The organism is Candidatus Enterococcus huntleyi, from assembly GCF_009933175.1.
Taxonomy (GTDB): Bacteria; Bacillota; Bacilli; order Lactobacillales; family Enterococcaceae; genus Enterococcus_K; species Enterococcus_K huntleyi.
In genome coordinates, this window is the sequence record NZ_MAEJ01000010.1 from 97,354 (window position 1) to 123,622 (window position 26,269).

The 26,269-nt window shown below is 38.1% G+C and carries 12 protein-coding genes and 1 other annotated feature; of the genes, 1 reads left to right on the top strand and 11 read right to left on the bottom strand.

The features are described from left to right. Positions 1–26 precede the first annotated feature (26 nt). The 4 genes from nhaC to tyrS all read right to left on the bottom strand — a co-directional run bounded on the left by nhaC (position 27) and on the right by tyrS (position 6,572). The gene (gene nhaC / locus BAU15_RS07055; protein WP_161842035.1) at positions 27–1,415 is read right to left on the bottom strand and encodes a Na+/H+ antiporter NhaC; all 1,389 of its coding nucleotides are present in this window, start codon (positions 1,413–1,415) and stop codon (positions 27–29) included. Between the two features lie 109 nt (positions 1,416–1,524). Next, a complete protein-coding gene (gene tyrP / locus BAU15_RS07060) occupies positions 1,525–2,958 on the bottom strand; it encodes a tyrosine-tyramine antiporter (protein ID WP_161842036.1) in 1,434 nt (477 codons plus the stop codon). A 204-nt stretch (positions 2,959–3,162) separates the two neighbouring features. Then, the gene (gene tdc / locus BAU15_RS07065) at positions 3,163–5,028 is read right to left on the bottom strand and encodes a tyrosine decarboxylase (protein WP_161842037.1); all 1,866 of its coding nucleotides are present in this window, start codon (positions 5,026–5,028) and stop codon (positions 3,163–3,165) included. Positions 5,029–5,315: 287 nt separating this feature from the next. Continuing rightward, on the bottom strand, positions 5,316–6,572 hold the full coding sequence (gene tyrS, locus BAU15_RS07070) for a tyrosine--tRNA ligase (protein ID WP_161842038.1): 1,257 nt from the start codon (positions 6,570–6,572) through the stop codon (positions 5,316–5,318). A gap of 108 nt (positions 6,573–6,680) precedes the next feature. Next, positions 6,681–6,896: a binding site (T-box leader), on the bottom strand. An 842-nt stretch (positions 6,897–7,738) separates the two neighbouring features. Between tyrS and BAU15_RS07075 the strand changes: the two genes are divergently transcribed. Beyond that, positions 7,739–7,906: a hypothetical protein gene (locus BAU15_RS07075; protein WP_161842039.1), complete on the top strand. Its 168-nt coding sequence runs from the start codon at positions 7,739–7,741 to the stop codon at positions 7,904–7,906. 273 nt (positions 7,907–8,179) lie between these two features. Here the strand turns inward: BAU15_RS07075 and BAU15_RS07080 are convergent, their stop codons facing one another. From BAU15_RS07080 to BAU15_RS07110, 7 genes are all read right to left on the bottom strand, one after another. Beyond that, entirely contained in the window at positions 8,180–9,151 is a 972-nt protein-coding gene (locus BAU15_RS07080; protein ID WP_161842040.1) for a diaminopimelate dehydrogenase, read from the bottom strand. Positions 9,152–9,469: 318 nt separating this feature from the next. Beyond that, complete coding sequence (locus tag BAU15_RS07085; protein WP_161842041.1) at positions 9,470–10,897, bottom strand: glycoside hydrolase family 1 protein; 1,428 nt, start codon at positions 10,895–10,897, stop codon at positions 9,470–9,472. An 11-nt stretch (positions 10,898–10,908) separates the two neighbouring features. After that, positions 10,909–12,768, bottom strand: a complete 1,860-nt coding sequence (locus BAU15_RS07090) for a beta-glucoside-specific PTS transporter subunit IIABC (RefSeq protein ID WP_161842042.1) — start codon at positions 12,766–12,768, stop codon at positions 10,909–10,911. Beyond that, positions 12,758–13,609 (bottom strand): PRD domain-containing protein, encoded by an 852-nt coding sequence (locus tag BAU15_RS07095; protein ID WP_161842043.1) that lies wholly within the window; start codon positions 13,607–13,609, stop codon positions 12,758–12,760. Before BAU15_RS07095 ends, BAU15_RS07090 begins: the two co-directional genes overlap by 11 nt. Before the next feature lie 418 nt (positions 13,610–14,027). Further along, entirely contained in the window at positions 14,028–24,014 is a 9,987-nt protein-coding gene (locus BAU15_RS07100) for a Spy0128 family protein (protein WP_161842044.1), read from the bottom strand. 481 nt (positions 24,015–24,495) lie between these two features. Next, complete coding sequence (locus tag BAU15_RS07105) at positions 24,496–24,816, bottom strand: hypothetical protein (protein ID WP_161842045.1); 321 nt, start codon at positions 24,814–24,816, stop codon at positions 24,496–24,498. A 2-nt stretch (positions 24,817–24,818) separates the two neighbouring features. Further along, on the bottom strand, positions 24,819–26,255 hold the full coding sequence (locus BAU15_RS07110; RefSeq protein ID WP_161842046.1) for a helix-turn-helix domain-containing protein: 1,437 nt from the start codon (positions 26,253–26,255) through the stop codon (positions 24,819–24,821). Positions 26,256–26,269: the final 14 nt, after the last annotated feature.

A 26,269-nucleotide genomic window follows, 5' to 3' on the forward strand; every position in this document is an offset into this window, starting at 1 on the left:
TTACCTAAAATAAACATGTGTAGAATTTATTGAGGGATTGGTTTCTTTGCCTGTTTGCGATTGAGCTGAAGTCCTAAGAAAATCGTGATTATTGGGCAGAGTATCGGAAAAAAGGCATAGGGTAAGTAAGACAAGGCGCTGACTTTTAAGGTACCCATAATGAAGGTTCCGCTGACGCCCCAAGGAATAATCGAATTGACGGCTGCTCCAGCATCGGCCAAGGTTCGCGTGAGGTATTTGTTATCAACTTTTAAGCGAGCAAAGGAAGATTTGAAGGTTTCGCCTGGCAAAATAATCGATAAATATTGCTCCCCTACCAAGACGTTAATCATCAGTGAGCTGAGCGCGGTTAGTCCGACAAGTTTTGCTGGACTATCGACATAATCCTTGCTCTTCTCGATTAAGTTTGCGATAATCTCAAATTTAATCAACAAACCGCCGACAGCTAAGGCCAAAATAATTAAAGCGGCCGAGTTTAACATACTCTCTATCCCACCCCGAGATAAAAGAACATCCATCCGTTTGTCCCCTGTTGTCGAGACGTAACCACTCATTAATAGCGTGGAAATTTTTTGCAACGTTAAGGTTGGCTGGTGGATAAACGCCAACACTATAGCTATCGTTGAACCGACTAATAAGGTCGGAATTGCGGGCACTTTTTTCCAAGCAAATAGGAATAAAATAGCGACTGGAATCAGTGTAATCGGTGAAATAAAGAAGCCATTGCGTAAAGTTGTAACCATCGTATCAACCGATTTTAAATCAGTTACCCCAGATGAATGACCTAAGAAAATATAGCCAATCATTGAAACAATAAAGGCTGGCGCAACGGTCCACAGCATGTTTTTAATGTGCTCAAACAGCTCGACTTCCCCAATGCCGGCTGCAAGATTGGTGGTGTCTGAGAGCGGCGACAGATTATTCCCTAAAAAAGCACCGGAGATGATCGCGCCCGTGGTCATGGCATTGTTGAAACCTAAAATATGACCAATTCCGAGAAAGGCGATGCCCATGGTCGAGATTGTGGTAAATGAGCTACCAACAGTGATGCCAACTAGACTGCAGACGATAAAGACAGTCGGTAAAAAGAAATTAACTGAGATAATTTTAAAACCATAAACCATAATTGTTGGAATCGTGCCTGATAAAATCCAAGTGGCTACCAACACGCCAATCAGTAGGAAAATAATAATCGGAACAATGCCCGGTGTAATGCCCACCGTTATCCCATTATGAATCTCTTCCCAAGAGATACCCTTCCAGCGACCATAGAACAGTAATAACATGAAAACAAAGAGCAGCGGAATATGTGGGGATAATTTTTGACCAATAATTAAAAACCCTAAAATGGCTAACAGCAACAGTAAAATAACTAAACTTTCAATAAATGAAAGAGTTGGTTTTTCTGATTTCACGATAAAAACCTCCTATAAAAAAAACAGAAACTGAGTTAGCTCGCAAGACATCTGAAGCTTTCCCAGTTTCTTTAACAGCAATAATAATCATTAATAAAGTGAAGGGTTCTTAAGCTAACGTATCCTGCTTATCTTCTTCTTTTTGAACCTCAGTTAACCAGTCATCGTGCTTAAAGTGATGAATAATCAAAGGAATCACAAACATAGCAATCGTAATCAAGCTGACCAACACGGCATCAATGATTGAGGTTGTCCCAAGTGTCGCAAAGACGACTACGGCAATCCCAATAATTAACATAACAGAGACTGCGTAAGCTAAGCCGTTACCTGATTTACCAATACGATATGGACGCAATGTATCTGGTTGAGACTTGCGGAGCTTGATAATGGCTACAGCGATTAAGATATAGACGATGCTGTAAATAATTGTGGTGGCATTTGTCAGCGTTAAGAAGACGGCATTGACATCATCCATGACGCCATATAATAACGCAAAGAGTGAAATGACGATGGTTTGTGTCAACACAACATTGCGAGAAACGCCGTATTTATTTTCGCGATGGAAACCGAATTTTGGCGGCAATAAACCATCACGAGCGACTTGAATAATCGTTTTAGAAGGCCCAGTAACCCAAGCAGATAGCTGCAAAAGAACGCCAATAAAGACCATAAAGCTAAAGATATTGCCGATAATTGAAGGTAAACCTAGAATATCGCAATAGATCAAGATTGGTTGCGTGATATTCGACAGCTCCATTTTATGATCAGGCACGACATTTGCGACAAACAGAGCATTAATCACATTTAATAACACTAAACCAATCAGTGAAATGAAGACGCCTTTTGTATAATTTTTCGTAGCATCTTTCAAACGAGGGATATAGACCGACGACATCTCGATGCCGACAAAGATAAAGGTAATCCCGGCTAAATATTTGAAAGAATCCATATTTTCAAGATTTGGCATGACTTTTGACCAAGAAAATGTTCCTAAATAGTCTGTGGTAACGAGGCCGACTTTAAAGAATGAAAGCAAGCCCAAAATCACCATTACCAACACGGGAATATAGACGCCCAGCCAAACGCCGATGTTGCCACCGACTTTTGCCATATCAAATTTTAGATTGAGAATCGTGATGATCCAATAAATGACCAAAATACAGCCGAGAACGAACCAGTGATTATTGCCAAGTTCGACATTGCCGAAGGTATTTCCTAATAGTGGGCCCAAAGTTGAAGCGACCATCACCATACCAGGAAACATTTGAACCCAAAGTAGCCAAGCGACAACAAAGCCCCACTTGCTACCTAACGCAGTTTTGACCCATAATTGTGGTCCACCTTCTTGAGGTAACATGGTAGACAATTCACCAGAAATTAAGGCGATTGGTCCCGCAAAAAAGATCACAGCGAAGATTGTATAGGAAATTAACGTCCAGCCGACAGCGGCTAGTGTTGGGATACTTCGAACCGTGGCACACAGCGCCATTGTCAGTCCGATGAAGGTCCCTAATTCTATTTTTTTAACTTGTTTTTTATCCAATTTTTACACTCCTTATCAAAACGCTAGATAAAGAGGCATGGACGCGCAGTGCATGAGTTGGCAAAGGGCAGACCATGCCTTTTACCTGAAAGACGAGAAAGGTTGTACCAGAAGCTACTTCTGGCGCACCGTTTATCTAAAGAGTACGGCTATGATAAGATTCTGGCAGAGCCCTTTCCAGTCGTTAACTTCCAGTTTTGTTAATTATTTACTGACGTTATAGATTTGTTCTAACTTTTCTTGTAACGCAGCAACAATTTTAGGAGCGTATACGTCGAATTCTTCTTTTTTGTTCATGTAAGGGGTCATTACAGCAGCCCGTAAGACAGTGACTTTCCCTGCACGAGCCCATTCTTCGTTGCTAAATCCAAGATTGTTGACAAATTGTAATGGACTATTGCCATAATCTGGAATTGCAAAATCGGTGTGAGAGGTAATGAATTCATTGTTGTAGATGTTCCCTTTCACGTAAGAAGCATGGTCATAGACGTCATGGTTCAACTTGTTCATAGCAACCAAATCGTCGTTGCCTTTTTCTTTAAAGACATAATCCACCATATTAAAGTCTGGGTGCGTTAAGGTATGCACTTCGATTTCTTTGTCCCCCACGGTAAATGATAAATCATTCAAGAAGTGGTAGAAATTGTGTGAGCCTTCGATTGAGGCACCGATTAATTTTCCGTACCCTGCGACATTTAAAGGCAATACATGGTGAGCCGCCCAGACAGAGGCAGCTGTTGCGCCCGCTTTTGAGCCTTCCAAAATGTAAGCTCCTAATAACGCTGGAATATCTGCGCCTTTTTCAAAAACGTAGGTTGCAAAGTAAGAAATCACGTCGCGCATACGGATATCTTGTATCACAATTCCGCCGGCAGAATAAGGAATGTAGCCCATTTTATGTGGGTCAATCGTGACAGACTCTGCACGTTCAATTGCTTTATAAGCTTCATAAACATCTCGTGAGATGTGTTCTTTTTGTTCAGTGAAGACACCATACTCAGCGTGTACTTCTTGTAATTTTTCATAAGGAATGAACTGATTGTCTTCGTCTAGGAAGATTGCTCGGCCATAGCCACCATACGCTGCATCCACATGCACGTAGTAATAGATACCATCAGCTGCTAGTTCATCGCGAAGGTCAATAATTTTATCAATACTGTCGATTGCGCCCTCTTCTGTGGAACCAACCACGCCGACTACGCCTAAAATAGGTGTCTTTTCAGCTGCTAATTGACGGACAATTTTTTCTAATTCGTTGATGTCCATCCGATAATTATGGTCCACCGGTACAGGAATCACTTGATCCAAACCAATCCCAATAATATCGGCTGCTTTTAGCCAAGAGTAATGTTTGGTTTGTGGCACTAACCATTTACCCAATTCTTGCAGATGTTTTCCGCTACGTGCAGAGTGAGCTTTGATTTCATCGATGTCATCTTCTGCATCTGTCAACAAGTCCATAATTTCTTTAGTTGACATGTTTAATAAGGCCCAATCAGATTTACCTGCAACTAGCTCAGGTTTAACTTCTTTAATGGCAAATGGCAATGATTTAATATTGCGGGCATACCATAATCCTTCTAAGTTAGCTAAAGAACCGTCAGCGACAATATGTCCCCAACCGTCTTGGTAGCTCATCAATTGAGCAAATTCGTGGCCGACTTCTTCTTCCATCTGAGAAGTTGCTGGAGAAGATTCATAGGCTACGTTGTTTCCATTCCATAGCATCGCAAAGTTATACGCTAATAGAGAAGGCATTAGCGTTTCGGCATTCATGTGGCCCCAATATCTACCCGCTGTATGCCATGGAACTGAATGTGTACGCATCCGAGAAGAAATTTCATTCAGAACATCTTTCATGTGATTGACTGTATTTCTGTAACTTTCTGATGTTCGCTCTTGAGAAGAGATGACTGGCATATCTTGTGGCATATAATTTTGACGCCAACCAAGATGTTCATCTACTAGATCAACTAACAAATCCTTGTATAATTGACCGTTCTCTGCTTTGTCCCCTATAAACAAAGCATTCAAGTTCATTTCGCCTTTTGGCATTTTTTCGTTATTCATACGAAAAATTCCTCCTTACAAATTTTTGTTGATTTAGATTTTGCTCTCAAAACGTACACCTAAAAAAACATTCTGTAAAGGGTTATAGATAACAAGCCTGCTCATTCTCTTCTCATTTTCTCATTTTATAACGTGCGTCTTATCATAAAAAAAGAAGAGGAAACCTGTAAAGACAGATTTCCTCTTTCCTATCACATTAACGGTTCACGTAGCCCCCAGAAGGAGAAGTGAATTTTAACTAGGCTCAAATAATCTCAAGTCTTCTCTTCATGAGATTATTAGAAACTTTATTTCACTACTTTTGCCAAAAAGTATTTTTTCTTCCCTTTTCGTACAACAACGAATTTTCCATCGAATTGTTGTGACGGATCGATTGCAAAATCTAAATCGGTGATACGATCACCGTTAATGCTAATAGCTCCATTGCTTACATCTTCGCGGGCTTGACGTTTTGATGGCTCGATTTTTGTATCCACTAACCACTCAACAATGTTCTTCGTTTCAGCAGAAACTTCGACTGTTGGCATGTGTTCAAACCCTTGCTCAATCTCTTCTATCGTTAACTCTTTGATGTTGCCTGAGAATAGTGCTTCCGTAATTTTTTGGGCTTCTCTTAACGCTTCTTCGCTATGAACAAACGTTGTCACTTCTTCCGCTAAACGGCGTTGTGCTTCACGTTTACCAGGATCTGTTTCGACTTTTTTAGCTAAAGCATCGATTTCTTCTTTATCTAAGAACGTGAAGAATTTAAGGTATCTAACTACATCACGGTCATCTTGGTTTAACCAGAATTGGTAGAATTCGAATGGTGATGTTTTGTTTGGATCCAACCAAATTGCGCCACCAGCTGTTTTCCCAAATTTAGTTCCATCCGCTTTAAGCATTAATGGAATTGTTAGTCCGAAGGCTTTTGCTTCAGCGCCCTCTTTTTTACGAATTAAGTCTAATCCAGCAGTAATGTTGCCCCACTGATCCGCGCCACCAATTTGTAATTGCACGTTATGATCTTTGTACAATTGCAAGAAGTCAACGGATTGTAAGATTTGGTAAGTAAACTCTGTAAATGAAATACCCACGTCTAAACGGCTCGCCACAATATCTTTTGCTAACATCGTATTGACGTTAAAGTTTTTACCGAAATCTCTTAAGAAATCTAGTAATGACAGCTGTGACAACCAGTCGTAGTTGTTCACCATGGTAACATTGGCGTCTTTACCGAATAGTTTTTTCATTTGGTTAGAAAGGCTGTCGACGTTGTGCTGAACAGTCTCCATTGTTTGTAAAACACGTTCTGTTGTACGACCACTTGGATCGCCGATTGTTCCAGTTCCGCCACCAATCAAAATGTAAGGATGGTGCCCTGCTAATTGAAATCTCTTCATCATCATGAAAGGAATTAAGTGGCCAATGTGCATACTATCGCCTGTTGGATCAACGCCACAATAGAGTGAAATACTTGTGCTTTCTGTCAGTTCACGAAGACCCTCTTCGTTTGTTTGTTGGTTGATGGCATCGCGCCATGTTAACTCATCAATAATGTTCATGTACTCACCCTCCGGTTATTTTTTATTGAAAGCTTGTTGATGGTGAATCAACAAAGCTCTTACACGTATTTTAGGATGGAAAATAAAAAAAGTCCCTAAGTCGTTAGACTTAGGGACGATAATTATCGTGGTACCACCCAAATTTGTCTACAGAATAGCTAGACGCTGCTTCTATAAACCTCGAAACGAGTATCGCCGTTACACGTGCCTTAAAGGCAAAAGCTCCAGAATGTAATTCGATCCATAACTTGTACTAGTTCACACCACCACTAGCTCTCTTAGACAGAGGTCATTTCTCTACTGCTTTTCTTTCATTGCTTTGTTATTAACTTACCCGTAGCATAGTACGTTTCTATTTCTTTGTCAACCATAAAATGACCGTTTTTATTTATCCGCGAAAAAAATAGTAGAAATTGGATTTTAATGAGAGGATTTTAATAATAACTAGCGAATAAAATAACATAAAATGTAACCATAAAAATAACAAAAAAATAGCATTTAAAAGCTTCAGACAATTCAGAATGCTTTTGAAATTGTGTCAAAAAACCGAATTGTTTTAATTTTTTGTTCTTTTTTGAAAAATCAGAGCGAATTCTTTCTATTAAAGGCTTTATTTACTTTAAATTTTCTCAAGTCGATTAAAAGGAATAAAAGAATAGATAACGTTTGAGCAGCTAGTTTCAACAGAGTGCTAGATAAACACGAGCTTGTTTTAGTTTCTTATTCACGTTCTAGATGAAACTTTCATGATAAGCTTGCTTAAACTACTGTCTCACGAAATATTTGTACGATTAATCTATCCAACAGGACTTTTGTAATCACCTTCTCTTTATAAAGAAGGAACGAAAATAAGAAGGTACAGTGTCTGGATGAGCACAATAATCATCCGGATTTTCAGATAATGGATAGGTGTTTCTTCTATTATATAAGGTTTGCTATTGGTACATGAGTTAAATTGGGTTTTGTGGATGTCAGTGGTTGCTTTTTACTATTAATTTAAGAAGGAAGTTATTCGCAGAAGGAGCGTAAAAATCGCAGTAAGGAGAATCGAGGCTTCAATGATAGACTGCTTTAGATTTTACTCTTAATAAAGTTGCTGTTACAATGAAACGTAGAAAAGTGAACTTCATCTTATGGTTCGACGTGTTTACAGGGAGAGATTAAAAATGGTTATTTTTGTGGTACCGTTTATATTATACTTTTTGAGTATGATTTTGATCATTATTGCGATGGCTAAAAAATTGAGTATTTTGCAGTACAGTGGCGTATCATTACTGATTGGAGACATTTTTTTATTTTTCTTTATGGCTTATACCTTCTTTTACTATACGTAAAATATAGAATGGATAAGTTCAAATTGATATACTTTTTAAACAAAAAAACAATCTTGGTAGAGAACGAAGCTCTCACGCAAGATTGTTTTTTTGTCTACAGATGTATGAAAAAGTCGTTGATTATAGTTCTCCTTTTTCAAAAGTATTGCTCTAAAAGAATCACTAGCTTCTATGTCTGAGACACGCTCGGGCTGAAGGGTCTCCATCCTTAAAGGTGAAACATCTTAAGCACTGGCGGACGTGATAGAACTACTTCCTTTATAACTATAACTTCTATAACAACTCTTTTCTTAACGTTTCTGCGTCGATTGGTGATAAATATTTCGGTGCAATATCCAGGACAGTATAGGCACCAAACTGTTTTTCTGCAGCTAGACGGGCACCCGCTCTCGCATAAGCAACTAAGACACTAGCAGTAAATTCCGGGTTGCTATCTAACGCAAGATTGTATTCAATAACTTGTTTTGTTTGTTCAGAAGTCTCACCGATATGAAGGACTGTTCCACCATGAGGCATATCTTTATGATTTTTATTTAACTCTTCTTGGGAGATAAAATGAACCTCGGTATCGTAGTCAGAAAAATAATTCGGCATAGTCACAATCTCTTCTTTGATTGCGGCAGCATCAGCACCTGCTTCGAGCACCACAAAACATTCTCTGAAATGTTTGTCACGGGTACTCAATTCTAGTTTCTCACCAGCTTTTAGGCGGTTAATAATCTCTTCATTAGGAATCGTATATTGTGTCGCATCTGCCACGCCAGTAATTCTTCTAAGCGCATCAGAATGCCCTTGACTGACCCCTTTTCCCCAGAATGTATAAGTATTTCCATTCGGTAAAATACTTTGTGCATATAAACGATTTAAGCTGAATAAACCTGGATCCCAACCTGTCGAGATGATTGAAACGGTTTGATTCTCTTTGGCTACTTGATCGACCGCGGCAAAGTGTTCAGGAATCTTTGCATGCGTATCAAAGCTATCGATAGTGTTGAATAATTTAGTGATTTCAGGCGTTTGGACCGGTAAATCAGTCGCTGAACCACCACATAAAATACATACATCAATCTCGCCTTGTTTTGCCAATAAATCATCCATGTGATAAGCTTTTGCGCCATAAGTATTAACTGTTTCCGGCGCTCTACGGGTAAATACACCAACCAAATCCATATCAGGAGTAAGTGCTAACGCACGCTCGACACCGCGTCCCAAATTTCCATACCCAATAATTGCAATTTTTGTCATTAACTTCACTCCTAAAATTTTGTTGTTTCAATTATACTACACAATGTGACGAAAATGAGAAAAAACTCATTTAGATTTTAAAAAATAATCATTATTCAAGATATTAGTGATTGCCCATCAACTTTTGGGATATTTCGATAAATTAGCAGTTGTGTTTTTTGTATGTGGGATGAATTAATTAGTGGATTATATCTCGAAGACATTTTAAAGGTTTTTGGCGTAAGTCGTTTGAATAAATGGTGGTATAAAAAAGTAAGAAGAAGGTGACATTTCTCTGCCACTTTCTTCTTACTTTTATTAGTTATTTGTAATGCAATATTATAAGTGTTCACCATTTGATTCGATGACTTGTTTGTACCAGTCAAACGATTTTTTCTTTGAGCGATTGAGAGTGCCCTGCCCATCGTCATCCAAATCAACGTGAATAAAGCCGTATCGTTTACTCATTTGTCCAGTTGTAGCACTAACTAAATCAATAGGTCCCCAGGTTAAATATCCGAAACAGTCAACTTGGTCTAACTCGATGGCTTTTCTCATTTCTTGTATATGCTGCGACAAATACTCAATTCGATAGTCATCAGAAATTTTATTATCTGAGGTCAATTCGTCGACGGCACCCAAACCATTTTCAGTAATAATAATTGGTAATCCGTATTTACGATACGTATAGTTCAACAGATATCGTAAGCCAGTAGGATCGATTGCCCAGCCCCATTTGCTAGTTGGTAAAAATGGATTTTGTAAACCACCAAACAACGCACTTTTTCCTTCATCTGCTCCTTCATATTCTGCAACTGAAGAAGCGTAGTAGTTCATGCCAATGAAATCTAGTTTACCTTTGGCAAAAGCCTCAATATCTTCATCTGTTATTGAAATAGTCAGCCCTTGATCCTCATACTCATGTAATTTGTAGGCTGGGAACTGGCCGGTACACATGGCATCGATTTGGTAAAAGTCTCGGTCCATCTGCTTAAAGGCATTCATCACATTTATCGGATTGCAATCTACTGGGTATACAGGCTCAATACCAAAGACACAACCTATTTGATTTGTATCATCAATTTTATGCCCTAATTCAACAGCTAAACAACTTGCTAATGTCATGTTATAGCCAATTGTAGCTAAAGTTTGTTCTTTATTCTCTAATTCGGAGTACTTCAGTCCGGCAATGATGTAAGTAAAAATATCACTTGCTTCAGTTTGAGGATCAATATGATTCATTTCATTAAAAGTAACCCAGTACTTTACTTTCCCTTTTAGAGCTTCAAACATTGTTTGACAAAATTTCAAATAAAAATCAATTACTTTTCGATTTGTCCAAGAACCATATTCTGTAACCAAATAAATCGGCATCTCGAAGTGATACAACGTGACAATTGGTTCGATTCCATTTTTCAACAATTCGTTTACAACATTTTTATAAAATTCGATTCCTGCTTGATTAGGAGTTTCCTCATCTCCATTTGGAAATATTCTAGACCAATCAATAGAAATCCGTAGGGCTTTAAATCCCATTTCTGCAAATAATTCGATGTCTTCTTTGTAACGATGATAAAAATCGATTCCATCGTGGGACGGATATCTATCTTTAGAAGAAAGCTGTTTGTGGATTTCTCGTGGTTGACCATAAGCACCAACCGTCACTAAATCCATAATACCTAGGCCTTTATTGTCTTCATCGAAAGCTCCTTCACATTGGTGAGCAGCAATGCTCCCACCCCATAAAAAATCGTTAGCTATTTTCACTTGTGTTCCCTCTATTCCAGTATAATATTTAGTGATTCATCTAAGGTTTGCACCTTTTTGTTGCTCATTGGAATGACATCTAAGTAATCCCCTGTATTGGTGATAACGACCATGATAGTGGAATCAAAACCAGCTGCTTGAACTTGTTCAAAATCAACTTGTCCGATTTTTTGGCCTTTTTTGACAGTATCACCTTGTTTTACAGAGACATCAAAAAATTGTCCTTCTAGAGAAACTGTATCAATACCGATATGAATTAATACTTCTTCGCCGTGCAATCCTTTAATTCCTATGGCATGTTTTGTCGGAAATACAACGGTAATTTCACCATCAATTGGTGAGTATATCTCATCTTTTTCAGGTATTATACCAATTCCTTTGCCAAGAGCTCCTGTTGAGAAAGCTTGGTCAGCGACTTCTGATAATTGAACTAGGGATCCTTGAGCGACACTAGATAACGCAGTTGAACGTAAGCTTACAGCAGAATCGGCTTCACTTACAATTGTTTCAGTATTTTTGTCGTCGGCGGTTGCCTCATCTGCCGGAATACCTAGCAGATAAGCAGCAATTGCTGCACCAACAAAGCTGATAACGACTGCGCTAACCATTAGCCATAAATTTTTGAAATCCCCTTGACCAATATAAGATGGCAAGCCCAGTAAGCCCCAAGCAACAGAATACGCTTTGACTCCTGTAATTCCTGCAAATAGCCCACCTAAGCCACCACCAATCATTACAGCGATGAATGGACGACGGAATTTGACAAATACCCCGTAAATTGCTGGTTCAGTCACTCCTAAAATAGCTGATAACGTAACTGTCCCAAAAAGTTGCTTTTGCTTACTATTTCTTGTTCTGATAAAGTAACCTAACATAGCGCCACCTACAGCAATATCTGAAATAGTTGCCGAAGAAATAAATGCTGGATCATAGCCGTTTGAAGCAATTAATGAAGCGACGACAGGCATGATGAAATTCCCTGCACCTAACATGATAATGAATGGTTGAAGCCCTGAATAGAGCATCATCACGAACCAACTGCCGACATATTTCATCAATAGATTGAAGAAGGCAATGATTCCTTCACCTAAATAATAACCCAAAGGACCAAAGAATAGCAAAGTCGCTGGAAGCATAATTGCCATAATTAATAGAGGGGTTAAGAAATATTGGAGAGAATTTGGTACTATTTTTTTCACAAATTTAGTTACGTACCCCATAAACCAAATTGCAAGTAAAATTGGAATAAAACTATTTGCATAAGTTATTTGTGGCAAAGGAATACCGAACAAATTAAGTCCAGCCACGTCATTTATCGGTTCAGACAGGATAGTAGCCGCTAAAGCAACTGCCAAGTAAGGACTAACACCTAGTCGCTTCGCACTGCTCATTGCCATAAAGATAGGTAAGAAATAAAATACAGCACTTCTTAAAGCATCAAAAATTTGATAAGTTGAGCTGTCTGGTGAAATAATACCTGTTAAAGAAACAATTGAGAGTAAAGCAGCTAATAATCCAGCACAGATAATTGGTTCTAGAATTGGGTTCATTGATTCTGAAACGACATCTAAAATAGCTTTTACAATATTTTTTTTCTCTGTCGATGAGACTTCTTTGGAAGGCTGAAGACCTAACAAATCAATCAATTCTTTATAAACATCATTTACGTGAGTGCCGACAATGATTTGGTAAGCAACATTATTACTCACCACATCGATGACCCCATCCATGTTCTTAATAGCCTCTGTTTGTGCACGATTTACGTCTTTTAATGTAAAGCGTAGGCGAGTCATACAGTGAACAACCGCCTTGACATTGTCTTTTCCACCTACTAATTCGATAATCTGTTCATTAAATTCTTTATACTTCATCTTTATTTTCCTTTCTCTCAGTAACTCTGTTGATATGAACGATTAAATATGTGTATTCTTCTTGAGATAGTGTTTGTTTGAATTTCTCGGTAACATATATTTCAATCTTCTGAACTACAGCATAAGATTCTAGATAAATTTCTTTGACTTGCTGAAATAACACAGATTCTTCATCTGCGTATATCCGTTTGTTTCTCAGTCGCTCGATAAAATACTGTAGATGAGTCACTAAACGCATATAGTTTATAGAAGATTCATCAAAGGTTATATTGAAATTGTATTTAATGATGCTTAGTATATCTCTCAAAGTTTCCATATCTTCAATTCTTTCATTCAAAAAAGATTTGTCTTCTTGGATATTTACAAAGTGTAAAGCAATGGAAACGGCTTCGTCTTCTGGGAAATCAATATGATAGCATTCCTGCATCTTTTTAATCGCATATAGACCGATTTCATAATATGTAGGATAAAATTTCTTAACCTCCCATGAAAGGGGACTACGAATAAATTGTCCTTTCTCTCCTCGTTTCCATGCAAAAGAGATATGATCCAGTAAAGCTAAATATAAATAATCACTAGCTTCTCTCTCCAATAGTTTTTCGCCGTAAGTGACTAAATCATTTAATAGCTGAATGGTCTTTTCATCAGATTTTGCTAACAAGTAGCTAAAATGTTCCAAGCGGTCAGCAGAATCTAAGACATACGTTTTCGTAATATCTTGTTCACTAATTCGCTGTCCCTTCTTAAATCTAAATGCCACTCCTGGCGCGTAAATAATTGATTCATGACCCCCTTTTTCAATAATTGCTATGTTATTATTTATTATTTTTTTTACCTTCATCATTTACTCCTTTCCAGAAAAAAAACTCAGACCATACATCAAACAAACCACCATTCATAGGGGGTCGCCGATATATAATCTGAGTTCTGCCTGCTTACCAGTCACATCACTCTAAAAATAACTACCATCGTTATTTTCAGTTTTTTTCTTATTTACAAAAGGATTCTATCATCAAAATGTATAGTTGTCAACGCTTTCTCATTTTCGAACGTCTTTTTTTCGAAACGTTTTTCCGAAATTAAAATAATCATCAGTTTTTTTTGTCGAGGTGGAAGAAATAAGTGCTGCATAAAACTCAGCGAAAATACAGGACTGGGCATGTGACACTGTGTTTAACTGCTCTATCGATACTACCTGCTTAAATAAAAACGTAGCCTATCCACACGTTTACGGTGAATAGGCTACATTTATTTGTTCTTTACCACTCTATTTCATCTTCTTTTTGAGGCTTTTTCTTTCGACTAAAAATCATGAAAATTGTTAAGAGTAGATAACCGATAACAATCAGCAGGATAGATAAATTAGCATTAAAACCAGTTTTCGGTAAAGATTTCTCTGTAGTTTTTCGTTCAGTTTTCGTGATAGTCTCGGTGGTATTTGCCGGGAGCTTCTCATCGTTAACTGCTAAATTGTGGTTTTCAACAATATCAAAATGAATCGGTGTTGGGTCTAACACATAGCCATCAGGTGCTTGTGTTTCGATTAAATGATATTCACCTGCAGAAAGTCCACTGATTAGAACCTCACCATTCTTATCTGTCACCAATTCTTTCATAATAACTTTTGAATCAGCATTTCTAAGCTCAAACTTAGCCCCAGGCAATTTCTTACCAGAAGATTTATCGATTTTTTTGAGAGTGACGCTACCGGTTAAACCTTCAGAAACTCCAGAATCAGCCCTTCCAATTTCTATCGATGTGTAACTATTTTTGAAAATGATTTTACTGTCAGAGGCTAGCGTCGGTGTGAGCTGTCCATCCTGTTGTTCAACACTAACAGTGACTTTGTGAGTCTTACGATCGTAGGTAATCGTCTGATCATTACCAAACTTTTCGCGGATTGTGTAGCTATATTCCCCCAATTTATCGTATTCAATCTCTTCAAAATAAATCGATCCAGCAGCATTATTGGTAGTTGTTTGAAGAACTTTTCCATTTTTATCAATCAACTCAAATTGGAATTCATCTCTACGCAATGAACGTCCCTCCAACACTACGCTTGCTTCCAATACGATACTGCCTTTTTTCGGCGTATAGGTATTTTTGAATGTTGGCGTGTCACTGTAAGTCGGAGTGGCAACAAGTTTCCCTCGGTTATTCACTACATTGACTGATACTGAGAATTCGTTTTTATCGTAAGTAATGTGTTCATCGTTCCCTACTTTTTCACGAATTGAGTAGCTGTATTTTCCAGCTTTATCGTACTCAATCTCTTTGAAATAAATCGATCCAGCAGCATCATTGGTAGTTGTCTGAATGACTTTTCCATCTTTATCCACCAACTCAAATTCAAATTCTCCATTACTCATCTGACGGCCATCTAAAACTTTGTTCGCTTCTAAAACTATGCTGTCTTTTTTCGGAGTGTAAGTATTCTTGAATTCAGGGTTGTTAGAATAGCTAGCTGTGGCAATCAGTTTTCCATTCTGTTCTTCAACCTTAACAGTAACTGGATACGTACTATTGTCGTAAGTGATTGTCGCGTCGTTCCCCGCTTTTTCGCGAATCGTGTAGCTATATTCGCCATCTTTATCATACTCGATTGCCTTAAAGAAGATTTTTCCAGCAGCATCATTGGTAGTTGTCTGAATGACTTTTCCATCTTTATCAACTAATTCAAATTGGAATTCACCATTACTTAGTTGACGTCCATCTAGAATTTTATTCGCTTCTAAAATGAGACTGCCTTTTTTCAGTGTATAAGTATTCTTAAACTCTAGATTTCCACTGTAAGTTGGAGTCGCAATCAGTTGTCCGTCGATATCTTTAACGTTTACGGTGACTTGATACGAACTAGAATCGTAAGTAATGGTCGCATCGTTTCCAGCTTTTTCGCGAATTGTATAGCTATATTCACCAGCTTTATCATAATCAATTGCACTGAAGAAAATCTTTCCTTCAGAATTATTGGTAGCTGATTGAAGAACTTTTCCATCTTTATCCACCAATTCAAATTGGAATTCGCTGTTATTTAACGAACGTCCTTCAAGAACTTTACTCGCTTCTAAAACAAGACTCCCTTTTTTTGTTGTATAAATATTTTTGAATTCAGGATTTCCACTGTAAGTTGGAGTCGCAATCAGTTGTCCGTCGATATCTTTTACATTAACAGTTACAGAATAAGTTCGATTATCGTAAGTAATCGTCGAATCGTTCCCAGATTTTTCGCGAATCGTGTATTGATATTCGCCAGCTTTATCATACTCGATTGCCTCAAAGAAAATTTTTCCGTCAGAATTATTTGTAGTTGTCTGAAGAACTTTTCCGTCCTTATTAACTAACTCAAATTGGAACTCACCGTTACTTAATGAACGACCTTCCAAAATTTTAGCTGCTTCTAAAACGAGACTACCTTTTTTCGGTGTGTAAGTGTTTTTGAACTCAGGATTACCACTATAAGTCGGAGTCACAATCAGTTGACCATCGATATCTTCAACATTCACCGTAACTTGGTACATACTATTGTCGTAAGAAATCGTCGCATCATTTCCAGCTTTCTCGCGGATTGTGTATTGATATTCGCCAGCTTTATCATACTCGATTGCCTCAAAGAAAATTTTTCCGTCAGAATTATTTGTAGTTGTTTGAAGAACTTTTCCATCCTTATTAACTAATTCAAATTGGAACTCGCCATTACTTAATGAGCGACCTTCTAATATTTTGCTTGCTTCTAAAATAAGACTGCCATTCTCAGGCGTATAAATATTTTTGAACTCAGGGTTACCTTTGTAACTAGCTGTAGCATTTAGTTTCCCGTTTTGTTCTTTAACTGAGACGACAACTTGATACGTACTATTATCGTAAGAAATTGTCTCATCGGTTCCAGACTTTTCACGAATCGTGTAGCTGTATTCACCAGCTTTATTGTATTCGATTGCTGTAAAGAATATTTTTCCATCAGGATTATTGGTAGTTGTCTGAACGATTTTTCCATCTTTGTCGATCAATTCAAACTGGAATTCACCGTTACTTAGTTGGCGTCCTTCTAACACTTTGCTTGCTTCTAAAATAAGACTGCTATTCTCAGGCGTATAAATATTTTTGAACTCAGGATTTCCACTGTAGGTTGATGTAGCTGTCAGTTGTCCATCGATATCTTCAACACTCACAGTAACTTGATATGAACTATTATCGTATGAAATCGTCTCATCGTTCCCAGATTTTTCGCGGATTGTGTAACTGTATTCGCCAGCTTTGTCATACTCAATTGTGTCGAAATAGATTTTTCCGACAACATCGTTGGAAGCCGTTTGAAGAACTTTCCCATTTTTATCCAGTAATTCAAATTGGAATTCGCCACTACTTAACGAGCGACCTTCCAAGACTTTACTTGCCTCTAAAACAAGACTGCCATTCTTTGGCGTGTAAATATTTTTAAATTCAGGATTTCCACTGTAAGCCGGAGTCGCAGTCAGTTTTCCATCAACATCTTTCACATTAACAGTTACTGAATACGTTCGATCATCATAAGAAATAGTTTCATCATTCCCAGATTTTTCGCGAATCATGTATTGATATTCGCCGGCTTTATCGTATTCGATTGGAGCGAAGTAAATCTTCCCATCAGAATTATTGGTAGCTGTTTGAATAACTTTTCTATTTTTATCTAGCAATTCAAACTGGAACTCGCCACTGCTTAATGAGCGACCTTCCAATACTTTGCTTGCCTCTAAAATAAGACTGCCATTCTCAGGCGTGTAAATATTTTTAAATTCAGGATTTCCACTGTAGGTTGATGTAGCTGTCAGTTGCCCATCGATATCTTCCACACTCACAGTAACTTGATACGAACTATTATCGTATGAAATAGTCTCGTCGTTCCCCGCTTTTTCCCGAATCGTGTAACTATACTCACCAGCTTTATCATATTCAATCGTGTCGAAGAAAATCTTTCCATCAGAATTATTGGTAGCTGTTTGAATAACTTTTCCGTCTTTATCAATCAACTCAAATTGGAACTCACTATTAGTTAGTTGTCGTCCGTCCAAGACTGTACTTGCCTCTATCGCAAGACCACCTTTTTTCGGTGTATAAGTATTTTTAAACTCAGGATTTTCACTGTAAGTCGGAGTCACAGTCAGTTGCCCATCGATATCTTCAACATTCACCGTCACTTGATATGAACTAGAATCGTAAGAAATTGTCTCATCGTTCCCAGTTTTTTCGCGGATTGTGTAACTGTATTCGCCAGCTTTGTCATACTCAATTGTGTCGAAATAGATTTTTCCGACAACATCATTGGAAGCTGCTTGAATAACTTTTCCGTTTTTATCAACTAACTCAAATTGGAATTCACCGTTACTTAGTTGACGTCCATCTAGAATTTTATTCGCTTCTAAAACAAGACTGCCTTTTTTCGGTGTATAAGTATTTTTGAATTCAGGATTACCACTGTAGATTGATGTAGCTGTCAGTTGACCATCGACATCTTCAACACTCACAGTAACTTGATACGAACTATTATCGTATGAAATAGTCTCATCGTTCCCCACTTTTTCCCGAATCGTGTAACTATACTCGCCAGCTTTGTTATACTCAATTGTGTCGAAATAGATTTTTCCGACAACATCGTTGGAAGCTGTTTGAATAACTTTTCCATCTTTGTCGATTAATTCAAACTGGAATTCGCCGTTACTTAGTTGACGTCCATTTAAAATTTTATTCGCTTCTAAAACAAGACTGCCTTTTTTCGGTGTATAGATATTTTTAAATTCAGGATTACCACTGTAAGTCGGAGTCGCAGTCAGTTGCCCATCGACGTCTTTTACGTTTACCGTAACTTGATAGGACTGACTGTCGTAAGAAATCGTCGAATCATTCCCAGTTTTCTCGCGAATCGTATATTGATATTCGCCAGCTTTATCGTATTCGATTGCATTGAAGAAAATCTTTCCATCAGAATTATTAGTAGTCGTTTGAAGAACTTTACCGTCTTTATCAACTAACTCAAATTGGAATTCACCGTTACTCAGTTGACGTCCATCTAGAATTTTATTCGCTTCTAAAACAAGACTGCCTTTTTTCGGTGTGTAGGTATTTTTAAACTCAGGATTACCACTGTAGGTCGGGGCCGCAGTCAGTTTTCCATCGCCGTCTTTTACGTTAACAGTTACTGAATACGTTCGATCATCGTAAGAAATAGTTTCATCATTCCCCGATTTTTCCCGAATCATATAATTGTATTCACCAGCTTTGTCATACTCAATTGCATCAAAGAAAATATTTCCATCAAGAGTATTACTAGAAGTTTGAAGAACCTTCCCATCTTTATCTAGCAGTTCAAATTGGAATTCGCCACTACTTAACGAGCGACCTTCCAAAATCTTACTGGCTTCTAAAGCAACACTACCTTTCTCAGGCGTGTAAATATTTTTAAACTCCGGATTTCCACTATAACTAGGTGTCGCAGTTAGTTGTCCATCGATATCTTCAACGTTCACCGTCACTTGATATGAACTATTATCGTAAGAAATTGTCGTATCATTTCCCACTTTTTCGCGGATTGTGTAGCTGAATTCACCAGCTTTATCGTATTCAATTGTATTGAAGAAAATCTTCCCATCAACATTATTGGTAGCTGTTTGAAGAACTTTCCCATCTTTATCTACCAAATCAAATTGGAACTCGCCACTACTTAATGAGCGACCTTCCAAAATTTTACTTGCTTCTAAAGCAACACTACCTTTTTTCGGTGTGTAAATGTTTTTAAACTCTGGATTTCCACTATAACTAGGAGTCGCGGTCAATTGTCCGTCGATATCTTCAACGTTCACCGTAACTTGATATGAACTATTATCGTAAGAAATCGTTGCATCGTTTCCTGCTTTTTCACGGATGGTATAACTGTACTCACCAACCTTGTCATACTCAATTGTGTTGAAGAAAATTTTCCCATCAATATTATTAGTAGCTGTTTGAAGTACTTTTCCATCTTTATCAACCAACTCAAATTGAAATTCTCCGCTACTTAATGAACGACCTTCCAAAATCTTACTCGCTTCTAAAGCAACGCTACCTTTTTCCGGTGTATAAGTGTTTTTAAACTCCGGATTCCCACTATAACTAGGTGTCGCAATTAGTTGACCATCGATATCCTCAACATTCACCGTCACTTGATATGAACTAGAATCATAAGAAATCGTTGCATCGTTTCCAGCTTTTTCGCGGATTGTGTAGCTAAATTCACCAGCTTTGTCATACTCAATCGTGTCGAAATACATTTTTCCAGTGATATCATTGTGAGTCGTTTGAAGAACTTTACCGTCTTCATCAACAAGTTCAAATTGAAATTCTCCACTACTTAACGAACGACCTTCCAAAATTTTATTTGCTTCTAAAGCAATACTGCCGCTCTTTGGTGTGTAAACATTTTTGAACTCCGGATTCCCACTATAAGCAGGAGTCGCAGTCATTTGCCCGTCGATATCTTCAACGTTCACCGTCACTTGATATGAACTACTATCATAAGAAATTGTCGTATCGTTCCCCACTTTTTCGCGGATTGTGTAGCTATATTCGCCAGCTTTGTCATACTCAATCGCGTCGAAGAAAATCATTCCATCCACGTTATTACTTGAGGTTTGAATGACTTTTCCATCTTTATCAACCAACTCAAATTGAAATTCTCCACTACTTAACGAGCGACCTTTCAGAATCTTACTAGCTTCTAAAATAAGGCTGCCTTTCTTAGGCGTGTAAACATTTTTAAACTCCGGATTTTCACTGTAAGTCGGAGTCGCAGTCAATTGTCCGTCGATATCTTCCACATTCACCGTCACTTGATACGAACTAGAATCATAAGAAATCGTTGCATCATTCCCCGCTTTTTCGCGGATTGTGTAGCTATATTCGCCAGCTTTGTCATACTCAATCGCGTCGAAGAAAATCATTCCATCCACGTTATTACTTGAGGTTTGAATGACTTTTCCATCTTTATCAACCAACTCAAATTGAAATTCTCCACTACTTAACGAGCGCCCTTCCAAGACTTTTCTAGCTTCTAAAACAACACTACCTTTTTTCGGTGTATAAGTGTTTTTAAATTCCGGATTCCCACTATAACTAGGTGTCGCAATCAATTGTCCATCGACATCTTCCACATTTACCGTTACTTGATACGAACTACTATCGTAAGAAATTGTCGCATCGTTCCCAGCTTTTTCGCGGATGGTATAACTGTATTCACCAACCTTGTCATACTCAATTGCGTCGAAGAAAATCATTCCATCCACGTTATTACTTGAGGTTTGAATGACTTTTCCCTCTTCATCAACAAGTTCAAATTGGAATTCCTCGCTACTTAATGAGCGACCTTCCAAAATTTTACTTGCTTCTAAAGCAACATTACCTTTTTTTGGTGTATAAATATTTTTAAACTCTGGATTTCCACTATAACTAGGTGTCGCAATCAATTGCCCGTCGATATCTTCAACGTTCACCGTCACTTGATATGAACTAGAGTCATAAGAAATCGTTGCATCGTTCCCAACTTTTTCGCGAATCGTATAACTGTACTCGCCAGCTTTGTCATACTCAATCGCATCAAAGAAAATATTTCCATCGGCGTTATTAGCAATTGTTTGAAGAACTTTTCCGTCCTGATCCACCAACTCAAACTCGAATTCCCCGTTATATAATTGTCGGCCTTCTAAGACTTTACTCGCTTCTATGACCGCCGAACCTATGGCTGGGGTGTAGTTATTTCTGAATTCAGGTCGACTTTGGTACAGCGGTGAGACAATCAGTTCCCCATTGAATTCTGAGACATAAACCGTCACGCTATATTCCGTGGAATCATAGGTAATCGTTCCATCCGTGCCAATTACCTCGCGAATCGTGTACTGATATTCGCCAGCGGCTGTGTACTCGATGGGCTCAAAGTAAATTCTTCCTTCATGATTATTCGTAGCCGTTCGAAGGATATTCCCGTCCTCATCAATCAATTCAAAATGGAATTCATCTTCTTTCATCTGTCGACCAGTTACTGATTTATAGGCTTGGATAATGAGACTGCTAGGCTCGACAGCATATGTATTTCTGAATGTCATATCCCCATGGTAAGCAGGTCTAGCCGTGAGTTGCCCGTTCACCTCTTCGACATAAACTGTCACTTCGTAGACGATTGGGTCATAGGTGATGCCGCCCAATGAGCCTTTTTCCTCACGGATTGTGTAGTGATATTCACCAGCTTTGTCGTATTGAATTGGGGAGAAATACACAGCGCCATTTTCTTCATTGCTACTCACTTGTACGACTCGGCCCTCTTCATCGACTAGCTCAAATTGAAATTCACCAGATTCTAGCGGTCGACCCTCTAATATTTTACGCGCTTCTAAACTAAGCGAAGTCGGTTTGAGGACAGGATTTGTCACCGTGATCTCGATCTTAGATTTATCTTTGTTAGTTACTTCAAATTCGTTCGAAGGTGCGTACACGGGTGTCCCATATCCGGCTAAGCCTTGGGTTTCGATTACGCGATATTTTCCTTCTTCTAATTCGCTAAATAGTGCTTCACCAAGACTATCTGTGCTGACCTCAATCGTACCAACTGTGCCATTTGCCCGGTAATCTTCGTAGGTGTTAGTGGATTTATTCCATCGCTGAATTTTGAAAACAACCCCTTCGAGATTATTACCAGCGTCATCTTGCTTATGTACCTTCAACGTTTTTGCGTCAATCGTCTCAGCATTGCCGCCCACTTTTCTAAAATCAAGCTCCCAAATGTTTGAATTAACTTCGCCTTTAGAATAGAGCAGCTTTGCTTGGTTTTTTAATGTTTTAGATGCACCAGTAACCGCGGTTTGAATCGTGACTTGGTACCCATTAATTTCGTCTTCAGCACCTGAACGAAATCGTGTTAATGTTTGCTTATAGCCATCATAAGTAATTTCTCCGGCATTTAATTGGTCGGTTAATAAGTTCTCGATTTCTTGATAATTGTTATTTTTGTATCTATCTGGTAGCTGTATTTGCTGACTAGGCAGACTGCCAAAATAAACCACGACCGTGTTATTAATCATACCGTAGCCAGGCTCTCCTCTGTCCTTTAAGGTTTGCTTGAAATTTTCGACAGATAGATCAGTTGTTTTTGGAGAAACTCGTTTGATTTGATACTCCAATGGAGCCGTCTGCGTCACATCCGTATAGAGGAAGGAATTGTTAGACATCTCGCCTGTCGAAGTTGCCGTGTATAAAATCGTTTGTATCTTAATTGAAGAAATGGTTTGCTCCCCTTGCAATTCATCAATCAAAAACGCATCATTCAGCGTGTCATACGTCTGGCCATTAAATCGTTTGCGCGCATTATCAAAATTGACAAGGATATCCCAATTGACTTTGTTTTGGCCAGAGATTTGTACGCCATTTTTCGCGAGAATGTGCGTCAGTGTACTCGGATATTCCGCGGCCGATCCACCCAGGTCCCCAATGGTGAAAGGTGGCAGTTGTACACCATTTTCTGCGGTTATGATAATATCTGTCCCGCTTTTTTCAATCTGACCATCGGCATGCACCACACTATTTTTAATTGCGCCCATTGAAACAGCAGTCTCATTCAATGTGATTTTTATTTTATTATCCAACAGCTGCGTCGTTCCGATTTCACGATTCTCTTGATTAGTTAAAGGAAACGCATCCGTGTTGTTGTATGAAAAATGATCCGCTGGCAGAGAAAATGTAAAATAATCCCCCGCCTTTATTTGCGCTAGCTTTTCTGGCAAAATTGCCCATTTATATTCAAAACGAATGGTATTTCCTGGAATTGGCGTAGGTGCATCCGTTACTAGTTGTCCGTCTTGAATTAAGTGAGTGAAACCGCGCCCATTATTGACGAGCACATTTACATCCGCTAGATCAACGAGGTGTGTTACATCTTGAACTTCCGTTGCTTGCGGCAAAACCGTTTGTTTATTCAACAGTGTATCAGAAATATTCGCTCCTACCTGCGTGTTGGCGGTTGAGCTTTCGCTAGTTATTTCAGTAGTTCCGGCTGAGCTGGAACCTGTAGATAAGTTTCTTTCAGTCGACTGATCGGTGCCGTTAGTCGATTGCTCCGTAGTGACTGATGACTTTACTTGACTCGTTCCTGTTTCAAAAGTTAACTCATTTGAGATGACTAGGACCGGATTGATAAAAATGGATGCAAGTAAAGTGAATAGACTAAATAATACAAGCTGCCTTTTTTTCATGGCGCTACCTCCAATCATGGATAAAAATGTCGAGCGAGGCCTCTATTGAGGGTCCTCTTATTGGCAGTCTCAAAACGAACGAAAAACCTAAGCAATCAGTCCATCTTAAGTCATGCTATCGACCCTATTCTATAAATTTTATTAGTTATTTTTTGAGTAAAAATTAGCTGCCTGTTCGGTTATTTCCATACAAGCGCTCCGCTAATCATTCGTGTATAAATAGTTTTCGTGGTGTTCGTTCTATCATTTTCAAGTGTTCGATAAAATTTGTAGCAACTGTTAGTACATGTTTATTCGCAAATGTTTATTTTAGGAATACGCCTATTTCAAAAATAAACGATGTTTCTTTTTAAGGTAGAAATAACGGAAATACAACCAGCAGAGTCGTTCGTTCTCTGAGGCTGTATTTCCATCAAGTATTCGTGAAAATCACTATTTTCTGTACAGTATAATGGCTAATGTCGCTAACTTTTTCGCTCACTTAGAATCGAGTTCCAAATAAAATCGTTCCCGACATACTGGCCAATACCCGTCCTAATTGTGCCTCATCATTTGAATCGTTTAAGACAGTTTCTTGTTCCATGTCCGCCATTTTCTTTTCTAATAGTAATTTCTTTTTGAAGTTATCTTTGTGTTCGTTCTCAACAATTAGTGTGTTTTCCCTACTGCTAGCAGTGTATTCATCGAGTTGGAAATGTTCTTTTCGTTCCACTGATACAGATTCTTCAAATAACATAATGTTATTTGTTTGGTATGAAAAAAGTAATGGTACCATCAAGAAGGAAATCATTCGTTCATTCATTTTTAAATCCTTTCACCTTTCGCGCCCTTAAGTTCAACCAATAGTTCCCCTAAGTCCCGCCAATCATCAGGTGTTGGTGGCTTTTTCCATATCAATTGTTTATAGCCTCTTTGATGAATCAAACAATCTGAAATATAAATATCCGTCTGACGCGTAATCTCTTTCTCGTATTTTATGTTCATACTTTGTAAGGAAGAGAGCATCAATCGAATGTATTGGTTATAATTATCCCCATGCGAAAAATCGATACATATGTATAACGGATGTTCTATTTTGGATATAGGAATTTTCGTGACTAGCAAAAATAGATAGTCGTAATAGAGCTTACTCATCTCCGCCTCACTGATAAATAAGTTCTTGTGATTCAATTGATTTAAGAAGTTTTTCACCAGCGAATCGAGCTTTGGATTGACCTCTTGAAAATAATGAAATTCTGTCTTAATCGTAAATGTGCTCTCTCTAAAATGGTAAATCAACCATTTTCGATTAATATCTTTGACCTCATTAAATAAATCGCGCTTATCCTGCTCATCTAGCAGACATTCGTTTGATAGATAGTCGAAGAATTGATGAGCTGTCTGCTCCACCGCAACCTCTGTATCATTGCGCAAAAAGCTTTCGACTAGCTTTTTATCAATGTTTTCTAAGTAGATAAATGAGAACAAATACGCAATTTCATTCGTTACCTGATCTCTGGGTACGCCCCAGCTATGTATGAGCTCTTCGGTGAGATATTCCTTGAATGAAGACTCTTCTAATGTGACAAAACTTTCTGTTATGTAATGCTTTGTTCGTAGTCGAGTCAACCAAACATTTAAAAAGGAAGTCAACTTTATTTTCTTCGTTTCAGAAAGCGTGCATTTTGTCAGCGTCATTAATTGATTAATCAGCTGTTCCGCTTTAATCTGAATAAAATCCGGAAAGGGACTATAAATACCATTAAATGCTTCATAATAAAGACTGTATAGGCGGATGCGTAGCTGAAACTCATCCCCTAAGATTTGACTTTTTTTAAGAATAAGATTGTCTGCTTTGAGAATATCTTTCAACTCTCGATGTTGGTTGTAAGCGGAGGATCGACTCATATGTAGATCTTCTATCTGTCGTTCCAAGGGGGTCTCCTTCACCAGGAAATTATGGAACAATTGAAAGAGTGTGCTTGATTTTAAATAACTCACTCGCAGCTCTTTAGTTGTTTTATGTGAAATGTTTTTTGAAAGAATTTCTCCACTTGAAAGAATTTCTATCTTGATATTAGAAGATAATAAATTCAATTCTTCATGGAGCATTTGAATGAATTTCGCGGTTTTGTATTTGGAAAGTGAAAGAACATCACTTAGTTTGTTTATCGTACAATATTGATTTTTATTTAATTCAATATATTGCAAGACGGTTGTCTTATAATATTGATCTTCTAATAATAGGTGATTTGGGTTCATCCAGAGTTCTCCCT

Bases quoted from the DNA above. Each gene is read 5' to 3' on its own strand.
- tdc (WP_161842037.1), bottom strand. From the start codon at position 5,028: ATGAATAACGAAAAAATGCCAAAAGGCGAAATGAACTTGAATGCTTTG.
- tyrS (WP_161842038.1), bottom strand. From the start codon at position 6,572: ATGAACATTATTGATGAGTTAACATGGCGCGATGCCATCAACCAACAA.
- BAU15_RS07075 (WP_161842039.1), top strand. From the start codon at position 7,739: ATGGTTATTTTTGTGGTACCGTTTATATTATACTTTTTGAGTATGATT.
- BAU15_RS07080 (WP_161842040.1), bottom strand. From the start codon at position 9,151: ATGACAAAAATTGCAATTATTGGGTATGGAAATTTGGGACGCGGTGTC.
- BAU15_RS07090 (WP_161842042.1), bottom strand. From the start codon at position 12,768: ATGAAGTATAAAGAATTTAATGAACAGATTATCGAATTAGTAGGTGGA.
- BAU15_RS07095 (WP_161842043.1), bottom strand. From the start codon at position 13,609: ATGAAGGTAAAAAAAATAATAAATAATAACATAGCAATTATTGAAAAA.
- BAU15_RS07100 (WP_161842044.1), bottom strand. From the start codon at position 24,014: ATGAAAAAAAGGCAGCTTGTATTATTTAGTCTATTCACTTTACTTGCA.
- BAU15_RS07105 (WP_161842045.1), bottom strand. From the start codon at position 24,816: ATGAATGAACGAATGATTTCCTTCTTGATGGTACCATTACTTTTTTCA.
- BAU15_RS07110 (WP_161842046.1), bottom strand. From the start codon at position 26,255: ATGAACCCAAATCACCTATTATTAGAAGATCAATATTATAAGACAACC.